This is a genomic window from Paenibacillus sp. EKM301P (assembly GCF_011800295.1).
In the GTDB taxonomy this organism is placed as follows: domain Bacteria; phylum Bacillota; class Bacilli; order Paenibacillales; family Paenibacillaceae; genus Paenibacillus; species Paenibacillus polymyxa.
This window is the reverse complement of the sequence record NZ_JAALFM010000008.1, coordinates 110,017-126,177: the sequence shown is the minus strand read 5'-3', so window position 1 is coordinate 126,177 and position 16,161 is coordinate 110,017. Positions and strand designations below refer to the sequence as shown.

Here is a 16,161-nt window from a genome sequence, read left to right as displayed (position 1 = left end):
ATATGAATCTTTCTACAATCTTTCTGAAATCTAACAGTGTTGTAAGAATTACTTGTCTATGGGGAGAAAAATCGAGAAGGTGGAACCACTGCCGCGGCGTGACCATAGTTTGATGTATCCGCCCCCAGCTGAAACAATTTCTCTTGCTAAAAATAGTCCAATCCCGACACCTTCTTGCGAGATTACAGTTTGTGACCGATAGAAACGCTTGAAAATCTTGCTGTGTTCTTCTTCTGCAATCCCAATGCCATTATCAGTAATATCAATCCGGCAGAATAAATCATAAGCACTCACTCTAATAAATATATTCCCGCTCATTTCTGTATATTTGACGGCGTTATCCAAAATATTATAGATTGCCTCAACCGTCCATTTTAAATCAAAAGAAGCCTGAATTTCTTTACTCTCCATAGTAATCGACATCCCTTTAGCGTTTGCCTTCGGCATAATTTGCTCCAGTGCAGTAGTTAGTAGCCTTTGAACTGACTCCTGCCTTGACGACAATTTGATAATCCCTGTTTCAAGCCGTGATGTTTTTAATAAGGAATGGATCAGGAAATGAAGCTTTTCGGCTTGTGTGGATAAAGCTTTTACACAAGTGGAACCTTCCGGTGGCAAATCATATTCACTAAGCAGTTGTGAGTAGAGGAGGATGTTAGCAATAGGTGTTTTCGTTTGATGCGAGATATCAGAAATAAGCTCGTTTATTTTATTTTTTTCTGCTAACAAATTTTTCGAGGAAACGGAGCAAATGGAAAGAAATTGCGCAAGCTTGGCCTCTACTGCTGATATGACGGATTCGTCAAAAACATGCTCTGAAAACTCTCCACTAATTGCAGCTTCAATCATATGATCCATAGTTTTCATTGTTTTATGTACGTTCTTACGATAGAGAAGAATGGTAACCCCGGCTATGAAAAGAGCAGTAATAGCACTTCCAAAACACGCATAATTCAGGATCGTCATTCATTTCACCGCCCAAGTGTAGCCGATACCGTACACAGTCTTAATGTACAGAGGAGAGGAAGGATGGTCCTCCAGCTTGTCACGTAGCCTTTTTATGGTGACTGACAACGCATTTTCGCCCACATACTCAGCGCCATCTGTCCAGATGCTGTCTACCAAATGATCACGCGAAACGGTATTTCCTCGATTGTTGATTAGGATGCGCAACAATTTTTGCTCCGTTTTACTTAGTTCAATAGGTGTACCATTCTTAATAAATTCCATTCTCTCGAATGAAAAAGAAAAATTGTCTAGCTGAATGGAGTCCGCAAGCGAGTATCTGGATTTCTTTAGCTGAACACCAACCCTTGCTCTCAGTACCATCAGACTGAAAGGCTTGGTGATGTAGTCGTCAGCACCCAGCTCAAGACCAGTGACAATATCTGTTTCCATATCATTTGCTGTCAGAACGATGACGGGAATCATTGTTTTTTTTCGTAAATGGGTTAAAAGATCAAGCCCGTTTCCATCTGGTAAATTAATATCAAGAATGACTAAATCAAAAGCAGTGATGTTCAATTGTTCTTTTGCAGCAGCAATTTCATACGTTTGTGTAAATACATTGTTAGGTTCTTTAAGAGCAAGAACAATACCGTTACTCAAGGCGATATCATCCTCGACAATTAATATGTGATTCATCATTCTCCTCCTATTTTTTAATTCATCAAGTTAATGAATCTCGAATTCCAAGAATTGCTTACAGTAAAAATGAGAAACGGGTAATCCTAAATCTTCCATCCTTATTTTACAGGATATTGCTCTTATTTGCTCATTCACTCTTCAGACTATTCAGGTTTTGCTAACACCTTTTTTGACATGGCTTATTCATTGCAAAAAATTTGACAGATACAATATCACTGATATAATTTATCCTAGTTGTTTTGATAATGATTATCATTATTGGAGGGGAGGACAGGGCCGAAGCTTGGTACAGGTTATTGGACAGGCTCCCTTAGTTAGAAATGAAATTGCGCTATTTAATACTGGCTTTTATCGTACTGGCCTTCGCCTCGGTGTTTATCGGTGTGCATGATGTAACTCCACTTGATTTGTTCCACTTATCCAACGATCAAGCGCAGGTGCTCCTGATTAGCAGATTCCCACGTTTGGTCAGCATCATTATCGCAGGGGCGAGTATGAGTATTTGCGGGCTCATCATGCAGCAGCTTACCCGGAATCGGTTTGTTTCGCCGACCACCGCAGGCACGATGGATGCGGCACGATTAGGTGTGCTGATGGCTATTATGGTGTTTGGAGCGGCAGGATTTTGGACGAAGATGCTGACGGCTTTTGGATTTGCTCTAGGGGGAACCCTGGTTTTCATGAAGATACTGGATAAAATCCGTTTTAAGGACCCGGTATTTATCCCGCTTGTCGGTTTGATGTTTGGAGGCATTTTAAATTCGGTGACGACTTTTTTTGCTTACAAATACAATCTGATTCAGGGCATTTCTTCGTGGATGCAGGGGGATTTTTCTCTCATTATGAGTGGTCGCTACGAAATGCTGTATCTCAGTGTTCCTTTGGTCGCGTTGGCGTACATATATGCGAACCGTTTTACAATTGCAGGCATGGGTGAGGATTTTGCAGCCAATTTGGGCGTACATTACAAGCGCACTGTCAATGTTGGTTTGGTGATCGTGGCTTTGGTGTCCTCTGTTGTCATCTTAACTGTCGGGACGATTCCCTTTTTGGGACTGGTTGTACCCAATCTGGTCAGTATGTACATGGGGGATAATCTGAAAAAAAGCCTAGCACATACAGCGATCTTGGGTGCCGTGTTTGTGCTGTTTTGCGATATTTTGGGACGGGTGATCATTTACCCATATGAGATTTCTGTAGGGCTTACGGTTGGTGTAATCGGGAGCGCGTTGTTCTTGTATTTGCTGCTGAGGAGAAGGGCTTATGAATCCTAAATTAAAAATCGGAATATTAGCCGCTGCCGCACTTGTGTTGATTGCTGCTTTTGTGTTTATAGATCTTCCGCACACCTGGCATTACGCGCTGCCACGACGATTGAAAAAGGTCGCAGCCTTCATTCTGACCGGTGGCTCCATTGCTTTTGCAACTGTTATTTTCCAGACGGTCACGAATAACAAGATTTTGACCCCGGGTATTATCGGGCTGGATTCACTGTATATGCTGATTCAGACGACAATACTTTTTGCATTTGGTTCCGTCCCGCTGATTTCGACCAGCAAAGAATTAAACTTTTTGCTGTCGGTGGGGATGATGGTGCTGTTCGCTGGATTGCTATACAAGTTAATTTTCCGCAAAGATGGACGGGGAATTTATGTGCTTTTACTGATCGGTCTGGTGTTTGGTACATTGTTCAACAGCCTGTCTACCTTTATGGAGGTGCTAATTGATCCGAACGAATTTGCGAAAATTCAGGACAAGAGCTTTGCCAGCTTTAGTAATGTAAACACCGAACTGTTATGGCTTTCTGTATTCGTGCTCGTGCTCGTATTTGCTTATGCGTGGAGATTCATTAAGTACCTGGACGTGCTGTCGCTCGGACGGGAGCATGCGATTAATTTAGGTCTTCCTTACAGTTATATCATCAAAAGATTGCTGATTATTGTAGCGATTCTCATCTCCATATCTACGGCACTTGTTGGACCGATCACATTTCTTGGATTAATTGTGGCCAATGTGGCTTATCAGGTGATGAAGACGTATCAGCACCGTTATATAATTCCGGCCTCCATCTGTGTTAGTGTCATCGCATTGGCAGGATGCCAACTGCTGGCAGAGAGAGTATTCGACTTGTCGACAACAGTCAGCGTCATTATTAACTTTATCGGGGGGGTGTACTTCCTGTACCTTTTGCTGCGGGAGAATAAATCATGGTAGAAGTCAAAAACGTAACCAAACGCTACGGGAATAAAAATGTGGTGGAGCAGGTATCCGTCACTGTACCTAAAGGCACCATTACCTCCTTTATTGGACCTAACGGCGCTGGAAAAAGCACCTTGTTGTCGATGATTAGTCGCCTAACTGACAGTGATGAGGGAGAAATCCTGATTGACGGGCAGGCCGTGAACCTGACGAAAAGTGAGGAGCTAGCCCGGAAGATATCCATTTTAAAACAGACTAATGATGTCAACATCCGCTTAACCGTAAAGGAGCTGGTCAGCTTCGGCCGTTTTCCGTATTCCAAGGGCAGATTGAACAGCGAGGATCGCAAAATGGTGGAGCAGTCTATGGCTTACATGGGATTGGAGGATATGAAGGACAAGCATATTGATTTGCTCAGTGGAGGACAGCGGCAACGGGCTTTTATTGCTATGATTCTGGCACAGGACACGGAATACATCCTGCTGGATGAGCCGCTGAACAATTTGGATATGAAGCATTCGGTTCAGATTATGAAGACGCTACGCAATTTAGTGGATGATCTGGGCAAAACGATTCTGGTGGTGCTTCACGATATTAACTTTGCTTCCTGCTATTCGGACCATATTGTCGGGATGAAGAATGGTAGATTGCTAAAACAAGGAACGGCTGACGAGATGATAGATAGTCAGGTATTAAAAGATTTGTACGATATGGATATTCCGATTCAACAGATCGGTGATCATAAAATTTGTGTGTACTTCACTTAGGGGGAATGTAAAATGAAGAAAAATTTGATGTTTTTAACACTGATGCTTGCATTGGTACTGATCGTATCGGCCTGTGGCAAAGCGGCTCCGGCAACACAAGAAGCGACTGGGAACGGCTCCTCGACTGCAACAACGGAATCCAAAACCGTCTCGGTCAAACACGCACTCGATGAGAATCCAGTCCAAGTCAAAGTTAATCCGAAAAATGTCGTTGTTTTTGATTTTGGTTCATTGGATACGTTGGATAAGCTAGGAGTAGACGTTGCGGCGGTAGCGCAGCAGGATCTTCCTACGTATTTGAGCAAATATAAAGATTCCAAATATGCAAGTGCGGGTACGCTGTTTGAGCCGGATTATGAGAAAATCAGTGATCTCTCTCCTGAACTGATCATTATCGGCGGCAGACAAGCTGATGCATATAAAGAGTTGAGCAAGATTGCACCGACTATTTCGATGGCTGTAGACACCAAGGATTATATCAATTCCTTTAAGAAAAACGTTGAAACCTTGGGTCAAATCTTCGATAAAGAGGATGCTGCCAAACAGGAACTGGCTGCGATTGATAGCTCCATTAAGGCTGTACATGACAAGGCGGTAGCGAGCAAGGCTAAAGGCTTGATCGTACTGACGAACGAAGGAAGCCTGAGCGCATATGGCTCACAATCCCGCTTCGGTATCATTCATGATGCTTTTGGCGTAACTCCTGTAGATCCTGACATTAAAGTATCCACGCATGGACAAAAGGTTTCTTTTGAATATGTACAGCAAAAAAATCCAGATTATATTTTTGTCGTTGACCGTGGGGCTGTGGTGGTCGAGGAAGGCAAGGAACAGGTTACAGGTAAACAAACCATTGAGAATGAACTGGTGAAGAAAACCAATGCATATAAAAATGGACATATTGTATACCTTGATCCTAACTACTGGTACCTTTCAGGTAATGGTCTGGAATCCGTATCTGAAATGATCAAGGAAATAGATGCTGCACTGTAATGCTACATTCACATCATGGGGGACTGCGTAAGATGAAAGGTCATGTAGATGAAATTTCATTAGATGGGTATCTTCTACACATCTATACACCTCCCGTATCTGTGAATCCTAATGAGCTGTATCCTGTGCTGTATGTGCAGGATGGCAGCTCTTTATTTCTAAACGGGTTGGATGAGCTGGAAAGAGGTATTTCTACGGGAGAGCTGCCCCGTGTGATACTGGTGGGCATTCAGCCCGTGAATCGGCTGGACGATTATACGCCTTGGAAGGCAGCTGCTTTAGTAGAGGGAAGACCTGCTTTTGGCGGTGGCGGAGATGCCTATCTGGCGTTTGTGGTTACAAAAGTAATGCCCTATGTCGAGGCAAAATATCCAGTGCAAACTGGGCTGGAGCATACCGGGCTGATCGGTGCTTCGTTGGGTGGACTGATTTCCATGTATGCGGCCTTCCAGTATAAGCACATATTTGGACGCATTGGTTCGATCTCGGGCTCATATTGGTTTCCCGGTATGATCGATTATATGCAATCTGCATCATTTGCCACTGTAATGGCTGGGACACACCGGGTATATATCTCTGTCGGGACCCGTGAAGGGGAAGGGAAGACGAATGTACAAAAAGACATGGTTCCGCTGACCCTTCAGGCACACGAGGTGCTCCTGGCACAGGGACTTGACACAAAAGATGTGCTGCTTGAGCTGGATCAAGATGCGGTGCATCGTGTAGATTGTTTTCAGCGTCAGTTTCCTAAGGCCATTCAATGGCTGTTCGGATAGCTTTTAAGGGAATACGAATTTCATACAACAACTTCAAAGGATTGGAGAGCGTGGAGTCTCTATGTCTTTGGGGTTGTTTTTTTTGTATGTATTTTTCGTATAATAGAGAAATGTTAAAAATTTAAAGTTATACGTCATTGAAGTGAGGGGAGACAACGATGAAAAAAAACCGTCTGGGAGCTTCGGATTTGCTGGTAGGTGAGATTGGCTTGGGATGTATGTCGGTCGGTACGGAGGAGCAGCAAGCTGTTTACTTGATCCATGAAGCGTTAGACAGGGGCGTAAATCTGTTGGATACGGCCGATTTGTACCAGCATGGACGCAATGAAGAAATTGTGGGGGCAGCCATCCGTGGACGGCGCCAGGATGTCATCCTGGCGACCAAGGTCGGCAATCGGCGTATACCGGGGCAGGAGGGCTGGGGATGGGATCCGTCCAAGAAGTATATCCTGTCAGCCGTGAAAGAGAGTCTGCGCCGCCTGGGAACGGACTATATCGACCTGTATCAGTTGCACGGAGGGACGATTGATGATCCGATCGATGAAACCATTGAGGCTTTCGAGCAACTACAGCAGGAAGGTGTCATCCGTTACTATGGTATTTCCTCCATTCGCCCGCATGTCATCCGTGAATATGTGGAACGCTCGAATATCGTTAGTGTTATGAATCAGTATAGTTTACTGGACCGGCGTGCAGAGGAAGAAGTACTGTCTTTGCTTCAGGAGCGGGGAATTAGTGTGATTGCACGTGGACCCGTGGCGAGCGGCGTATTGGCTGACAAGGGGGAAGAAAAGGCAGCGAAGGGATACCTAGACTACGAAGAAGCAGAGCTACTGGACGTGCGTAAGCAATTAAAGGCATTTGCAGGGGCGGACCGTAGTATGGAGCAGACAGCGATCCGTTATAGTCTGTCTCATCCGGCTGTCGCTGCTGTGATCCCGGGTGCAAGCTCTTTGGGGCAATTGGAGCATAATATTTCCGCTGCCGACATTGCGCCGCTAACTGAGCACGAGCGAGAGACGCTACAGCATATCAGCCGGGCCAATCGTTATGATGCGCAATACCGCTGATCCGAGCCACAATAGTATAAGTACATGCTCAAACATGTACTCATTCCAGTTGCAATATATAAAAGAATCATTACAATATAGGAATAAGCCTGATTTATCATTCATATGTGAATGTGAAGATATTATCAATTCACTCTAGGAGGGACCAACGAATGGAACGTATCGAATCTGAGCAGCAATATCAGGATTTAATTAACGGTGACGGTCTAACCGTCGTGAAATTTGATACCAGCTGGTGTCCAGATTGCAAGACGCTGGATAAATTTATGGACGGCATTATGAAGGAGAACGCGGATAAGCGTTTCTTTGCGCTTGATGCCGAGAAGTTTCAGCCGATTGCTGAAGAAAATCAAGTACGCGGCATTCCGAGCCTGCTCGTGTTCCGTAATGGCGAGAAAATTGCTCATTTGCACAGCAAATATGCCAAAACGCCAGCTCAAGTTTCGGAATATCTGACTACGCTGGAATCCAAACAGTAATCAGTACGCATGGTAGATAGATCAGGACGATCTACCCAAGCTCGCAAAATAGCAAAAGGGATATCCAAGGCTGACCTTAAGGCCACTTGGATATCCCTTTTTGGTTATAGGATACCAAACAATGATTACAAAATAATGAAAAAGAACACAGCCGCCAACACGAAACGATAGATGGCAAACGTAGTCAAGCTCAAGCGTTTGAGCAGACCGAGGAACGTTTTGATTGCCAGCATCCCGACGATAAAGGCAGTAATAAAGCCGGCTGCGAACACCGGGAAATCACTCATAGACAGATGATCCATACTTTTAATCATATCAATCCCCGATGCACCCAGCATGACCGGAACAGATACGAGGAATGTAAATTCTGCGGCTGCCGTATGGCTTACACGTGCGAATAGGCCCCCAGACATAGTTGAACCTGAACGAGAGAAGCCTGGCCACAGAGCTAGGACTTGGAACACACCGATGGTAAATGCTTGTTTGTACGTGATCTCATCCAACGTATGTGATCTAATAGGCGGATGGAATTTTTCAGCCGCGATCATGAGCAAGCCCCCGATAACCAAACTGTACAAAACCGTTTCAGGACCAAACAAGTATTGCTTGATCACATCACGGAACAGTACACCAATTACTCCCGCAGGGATCATGGCTAAAATAATATGTAACAGGTTTAGACGTGGCTGGGATGAGATTTTGCGTCTGAAATCAAACAAGCTAAGGAATCTGCGCCAGTATAATACAACGACCGCCATCACAGCACCTAATTGTACGATAACCTCAAATGTTTTGACCGTATCATTCTCGGTGTTCAACCCTAGAAGATCAGCCGTAAGGATCATGTGACCCGTCGAAGAGACCGGCAAAAACTCTGTCAGCCCTTCAATAATACCCATAATAATAGATGATAAAATATCCAATTTACTAGCTCCTCCTTACACGCATGTAGGGCAAACAACCTGAGTCGTTTGCCCTAAAAATATGTCATTTCAGTAGGAGTGAACGCAAGTGCCAAGTGCAGTATGCTGGTCGCTCAGATCACAAAGTTCACTCCTGGGAAGAAGTGTCCGACTCCATTTCCGAGATCGGGGATTTGTGGTGTAAAATAATTTCCACCCGACGAATACGATTTTTACCCATTTCACGAATGATAAATTTCACATCATCTTCTATGAATTCCTTGCCCTGTCTCGGTTCCGGAACCCGGCTATACACCCACCCTCCGACAGTATCCACGTCTTCATCGTCCAATGTCAAGCCCGTCAGATCACTCAGATCGGAAAGCATCACTTTACCATCCATCAAATAACTGTTCTCCGTCAGTTTCTCGATTTCCTTCCGTTCATCCTTATCAAATTCATCCCGAATTTCGCCAACAATCTCCTCCAGAATGTCCTCAATGGTAATCAGACCAGAGGTTCCACCATATTCATCGACCAGGAGAGCGATATGAACCTGCTCCTTCTGCATACGTTTCAACAGCGTGTTGACGGGAATAACTTCCGGAACGGTCAAGATCGGTTGAATCAGGCTATCGAAAACAAGCTCGGGATTGCGATCATACTCAAGGAATAGCTGCTTGGTATTAATCATACCAATGATCTGATCCTTGCTGTCTGTCGCTACCGGAAAACGGGTATACTGTTCTTCGTGAATAGTCTGCATGTTTTCTTTGAGCGAGCGATTCGTAAACAAGCATACCATATCTGTACGTGGCACCATAATTTCTTTGGCAACGGTCTCGTCAAAAGCGAAGATACGATTTACGTAGCCATATTCGGTGTTATTGATCTTACCACTTTCCACGCTTTCGGACAAAATGATCTGAATTTCTTCCTGAGAGTGCGCTTCTTCATGCTCAGTAGCCGGTTGAAGACCGAACAGACGAACCAGGCGATTGGCCGAGCCGTTAAGGAGCCAAATAAACGGATACATAATCCGGTTAAACCACACGATGACTGGAGAGGTTAACAGGCTGACAGCTTCCGCTTTGCGGATCGCCAATGTTTTGGGAGCCAGTTCGCCGATCACCACGTGCAGGTAAGTTACAATGACAAATGAAATAATAAAGGCCAGGATATGTGAAAACTCCCCATTGATGTTGAGCTGTTGAAAGAGAGGCTCCAGCAGTTTGACTACAGTTGGTTCACCGAGCCAACCGAGTCCTAACGCTGTAATCGTAATACCAAGCTGACAGGCAGACAGGTAGCCGTCCAGATTATTGACGACTTTTTGTAGCGCCAGTGCGTTTTTACGGTTCTCCACCACCAGCTGATCTACCCGGCTGGAACGGATTTTAATAATCGCAAACTCGGTAGCCACGAAGAAAGCACTAAATAAAATCAACACCGCAAACAAAAATAGACTGACACCTATACCCATATAATTTTCACTCATCCCTTTTTCGTTCAATTTTTTAAGGAACTCTATTTTGAGTTCACTTGAACTTATTTTAAGAACTTAAAAGAAAATATACAAGGTTCATATGGAATCGTAGCAGGTCACCTACCTCTAATTTACACGAAAAATAAGGCATAATAGTACCCGCACGGCTCATTGCTTCACTTTACAAGCCTAGTTTAAGGGCGTATGATGAGTTCGAATGAACTTGAAATGTAATAAAGGGAGGAAAGCAGATGGAGTCTTTTACCCTCACTCGCCGTGATATGGCCCATTTGTTGCTGGCCATGGAAGGCCGCAGCGAATTGCAGCCTTTGGCTGTTCTTCAGGACGCCTGGAGGCGCACTCATAGCCATCTTGCCCGTTCCGGTAGTACCATGCCGACATTTCTATATACCGAAGTGACGCCTGTGCTGGATAAAATCATCAAGGGCAAGCACAGCGCAGCCTTTTCGCTGCAGGAGATCGTTTCTTTAGGCCAACTGGTGGAATATAGCCATGTCTCACTGGCCTCTATGCAAAATTGGGTCAAACGTGATTTCAAGGAGTTCCTCGGCGCTCCGAAAATCGGCAAAAAATACTCAGTCAACCAGGCTGCTATATTGCTCATCGTGGAAGATTTAAAATCATGTCTTGATTTTGAATCTATCCGTCAGCTATTTTATATCCTGTTCCAACAGCCAGAAGATGATACGGATGATCTGATTCAGCCGGTCGATTTGTACGCTGCATATTCAACTTTATTTGAAGAGCTGGATGCGAACGGAGACCAACTGCTTGATGTGGCAGGAGCAGGGTATGCAAAAGACAACGGAAATTCTGCTACAGGACAGAAACGTCAGGAAGCTGCGACAGAAGAACTGCTGGTACAAGCCGCAGATCAATATACTTGTCGTTTGCAGCATTTGACCCCTAACCAGTGTGAAGCAGTGCGTAATACTTTGCTGGTGGCAGCGGTATCGGTGCAAAATAGTTATTTTTTGTCGATGGCACGTCGATATGTGAATGCCACATTATTTTTGGATTTTCAAGGGTAGATTAGGATTGGCATAAGAAGCCGATCCTATTTTTTTGCTCTTTTTTGAGGATTGTCTACCCTTTTGGAGACTGAAAAAGTATACAAAAGAGGTATATACACTCAAACGCTGTCAAAGATACAATAAACATATATAATCCAGCAATTGGAAAAACTTTGAATATCTCTTCCAAAGCATCTGGATACACACACAGGAGGTAATGGCATGTCCGATGTCTCCATCATCATTTGTACCCGCAACCGGATCGAAGACCTGACACGCTGTATACAATCTATTGCTGCACAGCAACAATTGGAGCATACAGCTGTAGAACTGCTGATTGTTGATGACGGCGATATTTCCGACCAACAGATTGAACAGTACCGTCACATGGTGTCCGGATTGCCTCAAGGTGTTCTCAAATATTATAAAAAAAGTCGTCCCGGCGTTTGGTTATCCCGCTATGAGGCCTTGTCTCTCGTACGGTATGATATTGTGCTGTATTTTGACGATGATGCCGAACTGGACGATAAACTCTATATCCGGCGCTTGCTCGATACCTACGAACAGGATGACACGATTGTAGGTGTTGGAGGGATTGCAAAGGGACTACATTCAAGCCGGGCAGGAAAGCTGCTTGGCGTTTTGACTTTTCAGATGTCTTCTTCCCTTGGCAAGCTCTCGCCCAGTAGTCTGGCAGGTTCTTTGCTGCGTTGGAGCGAAGCAACCGAGACTTTTGACACTGAATTTTTCCATGGCTGCAATATGTCATTTCGGAGGGATGCGCTTCGGGACATGAAGCCGTATCCGTGGATGACCAGCTATGCGGTGGCTGACGATTTGTACATGTGCCAGTTAGCGAGTCGTTACGGCAAACTGGTGATTAATCCCGACTTAATGATCATCCATCATGAATCTCCAAGCTCGCGCGATAAGGCGGGCAAAGTAGCCAAGGCCACAGCGATTAACCACTATTATTTTCTTGCCCTGAAAAAGGCAGGATTTATCCAGTATGGAGCTCTTTTATGGACCTTAACCTACTTGATGCTCAAAGAAACGCTGCGCCGTAATTTTAACGCAGCAGATGGATACAAGCAGGGGGTGTTGTTCATTCTGAACCCGCGTAAGCAAAAATATAACGAATATTTAGGCCCGGCGGTTCAGTAATCTGCTTAATACACATTGACAGGATAAAGGGGGAGTATGATGTTAAGCTTGTCCATTGCTCTGTGCACCCGCAATCGGGTTGACGATCTGACCCGATGCATCAATTCAATTGCCATGGGGGGAGCACCAGAGGCATGTGAAACCGAGCTGTGGATTATTGATGACGGAAAACTGCCAAAGCATGTGCTGGAACGTTATGAGCATCAGTTGAGCAGAGCGGGAATTGCCTACCGATATCATCGTAAGGAGCAGCCCGGACTATGGTTATCACGTGTAAAGACGGTGGAGCTTGCGCAAGGTGACATCATTTTGTTCCTTGACGATGATGTTGAGCTGCCGAGTAACTACTTGAATGAGTTAATACGCACCTATGAGGCGTACCCGCAGGCAGTTGGTGTTGGCGGCATAGCACAGGGAATGAGTAACAGCTTCATGGGTACAATTCGCTGCTTGCTTTCGTTCCAGCAATCTTTGTCCAAAGGGAGATTGTCCCTCAGCGGTCAATCCGGCTCGATGTACAACTGGCATAAGGCCAAGAAGACGTTTAAGACCCAGTTTTTTCATGGTTGTAATATGTCATTTCGCCGTGATGCGATTCTAAGTCTGGAGCCGGTACCTTGGTTGCAAAGCTATAGCGTCGGCGAGGATTTATTACTTTCCCGTATCGCCATGAAAAGCGGTCCATTGTATATTAATCCGGCCCTTACGCTGCTTCACCATGAATCGCCGTCCTCGCGCGACAATATGGAACAGGTTACTTATATGCGGGTGATGAATCATATTCATCTACTACGTGACGAGGGATCTGGGCCGATCGGTTATGCAGCACTATATTGGACGACGTTGTATCAGATTTTAAGGGAGAGACCCAAAAAAAATCATAAAGCCATTCAAGGCTATAGAAGAGCACTGAAAGAGATTTTCTCAAGTACGAAGGAGCCTGTTAGCGGAGGACAGTTGTCTGAACGCAATTCCAAAAAAACGGTAGGCTGATGGAGGTGCGTCAAAAGACGCGATGTGAGCATAGAGACGAGAGGCTTAATAAGGAACAGGAGTTGGACGTAACATGAGCACATGGACAGCAGCAAGGAAAGTATTCACGGGTGACAGTCTCGCCAAAACGATCATGCGCACGAGCTTTAACAATTTTTTTGTGCTAATCGTCACGACCCTGACTTCCATCCTGACCGCACGTATGCTCGGAGTAGAGGGGAAAGGTGAACTGGCGGCTGTTCTGTTCTGGCCTACGCTGATCGGCAGTGTATTGAGCTTCGGCTTGCCAACCTCGTTAATTTATAACCTTAAGAAGAAAACAGGCACGACGGAAGAACTGCTGGCGTTGTCGCTCTGGATTCAGTTGCCTGCCAGTCTGTTGGCGGGAGCGGTGGCCTGGATATGTATGCCGCTGTGGCTGAATGGCTATGGTGCAGACATTATCCAACTGTCGCAGATTTATTGTGCGGCAGCAGTACCGTTAGCTGTGCTTACAGCACTTACGACGGCATTATCGCAAGGACTGGATCGGTTTAGCGTATATAACGGCCTGCTGTTTTACTATCCGTTACTGAATTTCATCGGTCTAGTGACCCTGTGGCTGATGGGCTTACTCAATGTGCAACTGGCGGGGGCAGTGAATTTTGCCGCGAGTTTCCTTGCGCTCATGTGGGCGTTCCTCCGATTGCGCAAGCATATGAACCTACGCGCATTTCGTCCGTTGACCAGCCGCCAAGTGCTGCGCCCTTATTATAGCTATGGAGCGCGGGTGTATGGGATGGAGTTGATGGGAACGCTGTCCACACAAACGGACAAAATCGTCATTGTGGCGCTGCTGTCACCCAAAGCGTTCGGTCTGTACTCTGTTGTCTACGCCTTGTCCCGTGTGTTCAATGTGGTGCAAAATGCCGTCACTAATGTAACCTTCCCGAAAGTGACAGGGATGGAACACAGCAAAATTGTCGAAACGGTGGGTCGTGCTTTTCGCATCTCCATGGCTGCGATGCTCATCGTCATTGTGCCAGCTCTCTTTATTGGTCGATACATGCTGGGTTTGCTGTACGGGCCCGCTTTTCTGGAAGCATCGCTAACGTTCTACCTGCTATCACTGGAATGTATTATCGGTGGTGGCTCATGGATTCTGGCTTCGGCTTTTAACGCACTCGGTCGTCCGGGACTGGTATTGTTCCGGCAAATTGTGGCCTATGCGATCACCGTCGGTCTGTTTTTTATTTGTACACCGATCTTCGGTCTGGACGGCATTGCTATTGCTTTGCTTGTAGGTGCTTGTGTACGGTTGGCGTTCTCGCTGTTCTCGTTCCCAATGTTTTTCAATGTTCCGCTATCCCGGATCATTTTTGATAAAAGTGATATTACATTTGTCTTGCAGACTATACAAAAGAAGCGCAGGAAGGGAGAACTGAAAGATGCCGAATTCGCATCCCATGGCTAAACTGAAAAATAAGCTGAGCGTCATTCTCGACGTAGTCCCTCAAGGTTCGAACATTATTTATGTCGATTATCCCGTCTATAATAACGGTGGGGACGTACTGATCATGAAAGGCACCGAAGCGTTCTTTAAGGATAATGGCATTCGTGTCCGTGCCCGTTATAGCGCCATGGATATTCCCGATCAGCTTCATATTCCGGGCGACTGGATTATCGTATGCCACGGCGGTGGCAACTTTGGCGATCTATATTCAAATCACCAAAATTTGCGGGAACGCATCGTTCGTGATTTCCCTAACCACCGAATTGTAATCATGCCGCAGACGATCCACTTCCAGTCTGAACAGAAGGCTAATGAGGTGGCGGCTCTGTTTAATGCCCACCCGGATCTACATATGTTTGTGCGGGATACACGCTCTTATCAGTGGGCTAAGGATAAACTGAACCAGTGCAGTATCACATTATGTCCAGATATGGCACACCAGCTTTGGCCATTGAAGCCGACTACGGAAACCGTGAAGGACGTATTGTACTTCCTGCGTACAGATATTGAAACGGTAGGAGGACAAAAGAAATTCGATGACGAGGCTGATGCCTCTCACCGTCTGGACTGGGATACTTTATTCACTCCGCTGGAAGTGAAGGGGATTGTCTATTTCCAAAAGTTTTACCGTCTGAATAAGAAAATCGGCGGCCCGTTGCCTACGCGTACATTCTGGTACAAGTACACCGACCATCTCATGAACAAGGCGGTTACGCTGTTCAGCTCTTACCGCGAGGTTCGCACTTCACGGCTGCATGGTCATATTCTGGCCTGCCTGCTTGATATGCCGCATGTTGTCATCGATAATTCTTACGGCAAGAATTCGCAATATTATAATACCTGGACACAGCCGAATCCGAAGGCGAAGCTGTTCAGTGAAGCACCCGAAGCATTAGAGCAACCGTCTTAATCGTAAGAAAAGCTATGTAAAAACCTCCTGAACACTTCAGTTTAGGAGGTTTTTGGTTCAGTGCTATAAGAACATAAGTATAATTTAATTAGATAAACAATTAAGGCAGTGAATATTTAATGGCTTTATATAGAGAGGGCGCATCATGGCTTCTCTCTCCCATACCGCTCTATTTTGACAATTCATTTCATGAATAGATATAATTTATGGGATAAAACTTGCAGAAAAGCGGGGAATTCTCCAGCTTTT

At 45.3% G+C, this 16,161-nt stretch carries 16 protein-coding genes; 12 read left to right on the top strand and 4 right to left on the bottom strand.

Going from position 1 to position 16,161, the window contains the following annotated elements; all coding sequences use genetic code 11:
* Positions 1 to 48 precede the first annotated feature (48 nt).
* Complete coding sequence (locus HFD99_RS18765) at positions 49 to 966, bottom strand: sensor histidine kinase (protein ID WP_117290010.1); 918 nt, start codon at positions 964 to 966, stop codon at positions 49 to 51.
* Positions 967 to 1,644 carry a response regulator transcription factor gene (locus HFD99_RS18760; RefSeq protein WP_025365866.1) on the bottom strand — a complete coding sequence of 226 codons (678 nt, stop codon included), beginning with the start codon at positions 1,642 to 1,644 and terminating at the stop codon, positions 967 to 969. It lies immediately after the preceding gene.
* Between the two features lie 323 nt (positions 1,645 to 1,967).
* Between HFD99_RS18760 and HFD99_RS18755 the strand changes: the two genes are divergently transcribed.
* From HFD99_RS18755 to HFD99_RS18725, 7 genes are all read left to right on the top strand, one after another.
* Positions 1,968 to 2,921, top strand: coding sequence for an ABC transporter permease (locus HFD99_RS18755; protein WP_019688644.1), 954 nt, complete (start codon positions 1,968 to 1,970; stop codon positions 2,919 to 2,921).
* On the top strand, positions 2,911 to 3,861 hold the full coding sequence (locus HFD99_RS18750; protein ID WP_025365865.1) for an iron chelate uptake ABC transporter family permease subunit: 951 nt from the start codon (positions 2,911 to 2,913) through the stop codon (positions 3,859 to 3,861). The genes HFD99_RS18755 and HFD99_RS18750 overlap by 11 nt, the downstream gene beginning before the upstream one ends.
* A complete protein-coding gene (locus HFD99_RS18745) occupies positions 3,855 to 4,613 on the top strand; it encodes an iron ABC transporter ATP-binding protein (RefSeq protein ID WP_025365864.1) in 759 nt (252 codons plus the stop codon). The genes HFD99_RS18750 and HFD99_RS18745 overlap by 7 nt, the downstream gene beginning before the upstream one ends.
* 12 nt (positions 4,614 to 4,625) lie before the next feature.
* On the top strand, positions 4,626 to 5,606 hold the full coding sequence (locus tag HFD99_RS18740) for a siderophore ABC transporter substrate-binding protein (protein WP_031462258.1): 981 nt from the start codon (positions 4,626 to 4,628) through the stop codon (positions 5,604 to 5,606).
* Between the two features lie 32 nt (positions 5,607 to 5,638).
* Entirely contained in the window at positions 5,639 to 6,382 is a 744-nt protein-coding gene (locus HFD99_RS18735; RefSeq protein ID WP_025365862.1) for an alpha/beta hydrolase, read from the top strand.
* 158 nt (positions 6,383 to 6,540) lie between these two features.
* Positions 6,541 to 7,452 carry an aldo/keto reductase gene (locus HFD99_RS18730; protein WP_025365861.1) on the top strand — a complete coding sequence of 304 codons (912 nt, stop codon included), beginning with the start codon at positions 6,541 to 6,543 and terminating at the stop codon, positions 7,450 to 7,452.
* A 152-nt stretch (positions 7,453 to 7,604) separates the two neighbouring features.
* A complete protein-coding gene (locus HFD99_RS18725) occupies positions 7,605 to 7,931 on the top strand; it encodes a thioredoxin family protein (protein WP_019688638.1) in 327 nt (108 codons plus the stop codon).
* A 125-nt stretch (positions 7,932 to 8,056) separates the two neighbouring features.
* Here HFD99_RS18725 and bacA read toward each other — a convergent pair whose 3' ends face one another.
* Together bacA and HFD99_RS18715 are read right to left on the bottom strand one after the other, a co-directional pair.
* Positions 8,057 to 8,854: an undecaprenyl-diphosphate phosphatase gene (gene bacA, locus HFD99_RS18720; protein ID WP_017425548.1), complete on the bottom strand. Its 798-nt coding sequence runs from the start codon at positions 8,852 to 8,854 to the stop codon at positions 8,057 to 8,059.
* Positions 8,855 to 8,981: 127 nt separating this feature from the next.
* Positions 8,982 to 10,346 (bottom strand): hemolysin family protein, encoded by a 1,365-nt coding sequence (locus HFD99_RS18715; protein ID WP_017425547.1) that lies wholly within the window; start codon positions 10,344 to 10,346, stop codon positions 8,982 to 8,984.
* Positions 10,347 to 10,570: 224 nt separating this feature from the next.
* Here HFD99_RS18715 and HFD99_RS18710 point away from each other — a divergent pair, with 224 nt between their 5' ends.
* The 5 genes from HFD99_RS18710 (at position 10,571) to HFD99_RS18690 (ending at position 15,912) form a co-directional block, all read left to right on the top strand.
* Entirely contained in the window at positions 10,571 to 11,371 is an 801-nt protein-coding gene (locus tag HFD99_RS18710; protein ID WP_025365859.1) for a DUF1836 domain-containing protein, read from the top strand.
* A gap of 204 nt (positions 11,372 to 11,575) precedes the next feature.
* Positions 11,576 to 12,517, top strand: coding sequence for a glycosyltransferase family 2 protein (locus HFD99_RS18705; RefSeq protein WP_017425545.1), 942 nt, complete (start codon positions 11,576 to 11,578; stop codon positions 12,515 to 12,517).
* Positions 12,518 to 12,556: 39 nt separating this feature from the next.
* Positions 12,557 to 13,510 carry a glycosyltransferase family 2 protein gene (locus HFD99_RS18700; protein ID WP_019688637.1) on the top strand — a complete coding sequence of 318 codons (954 nt, stop codon included), beginning with the start codon at positions 12,557 to 12,559 and terminating at the stop codon, positions 13,508 to 13,510.
* Positions 13,511 to 13,583: 73 nt separating this feature from the next.
* Positions 13,584 to 14,963 carry a lipopolysaccharide biosynthesis protein gene (locus tag HFD99_RS18695; RefSeq protein WP_013373123.1) on the top strand — a complete coding sequence of 460 codons (1,380 nt, stop codon included), beginning with the start codon at positions 13,584 to 13,586 and terminating at the stop codon, positions 14,961 to 14,963.
* Positions 14,938 to 15,912, top strand: coding sequence for a polysaccharide pyruvyl transferase family protein (locus HFD99_RS18690; RefSeq protein WP_025365858.1), 975 nt, complete (start codon positions 14,938 to 14,940; stop codon positions 15,910 to 15,912). The genes HFD99_RS18695 and HFD99_RS18690 overlap by 26 nt, the downstream gene beginning before the upstream one ends.
* The last annotated feature ends 249 nt before the right edge of the window (positions 15,913 to 16,161 follow it).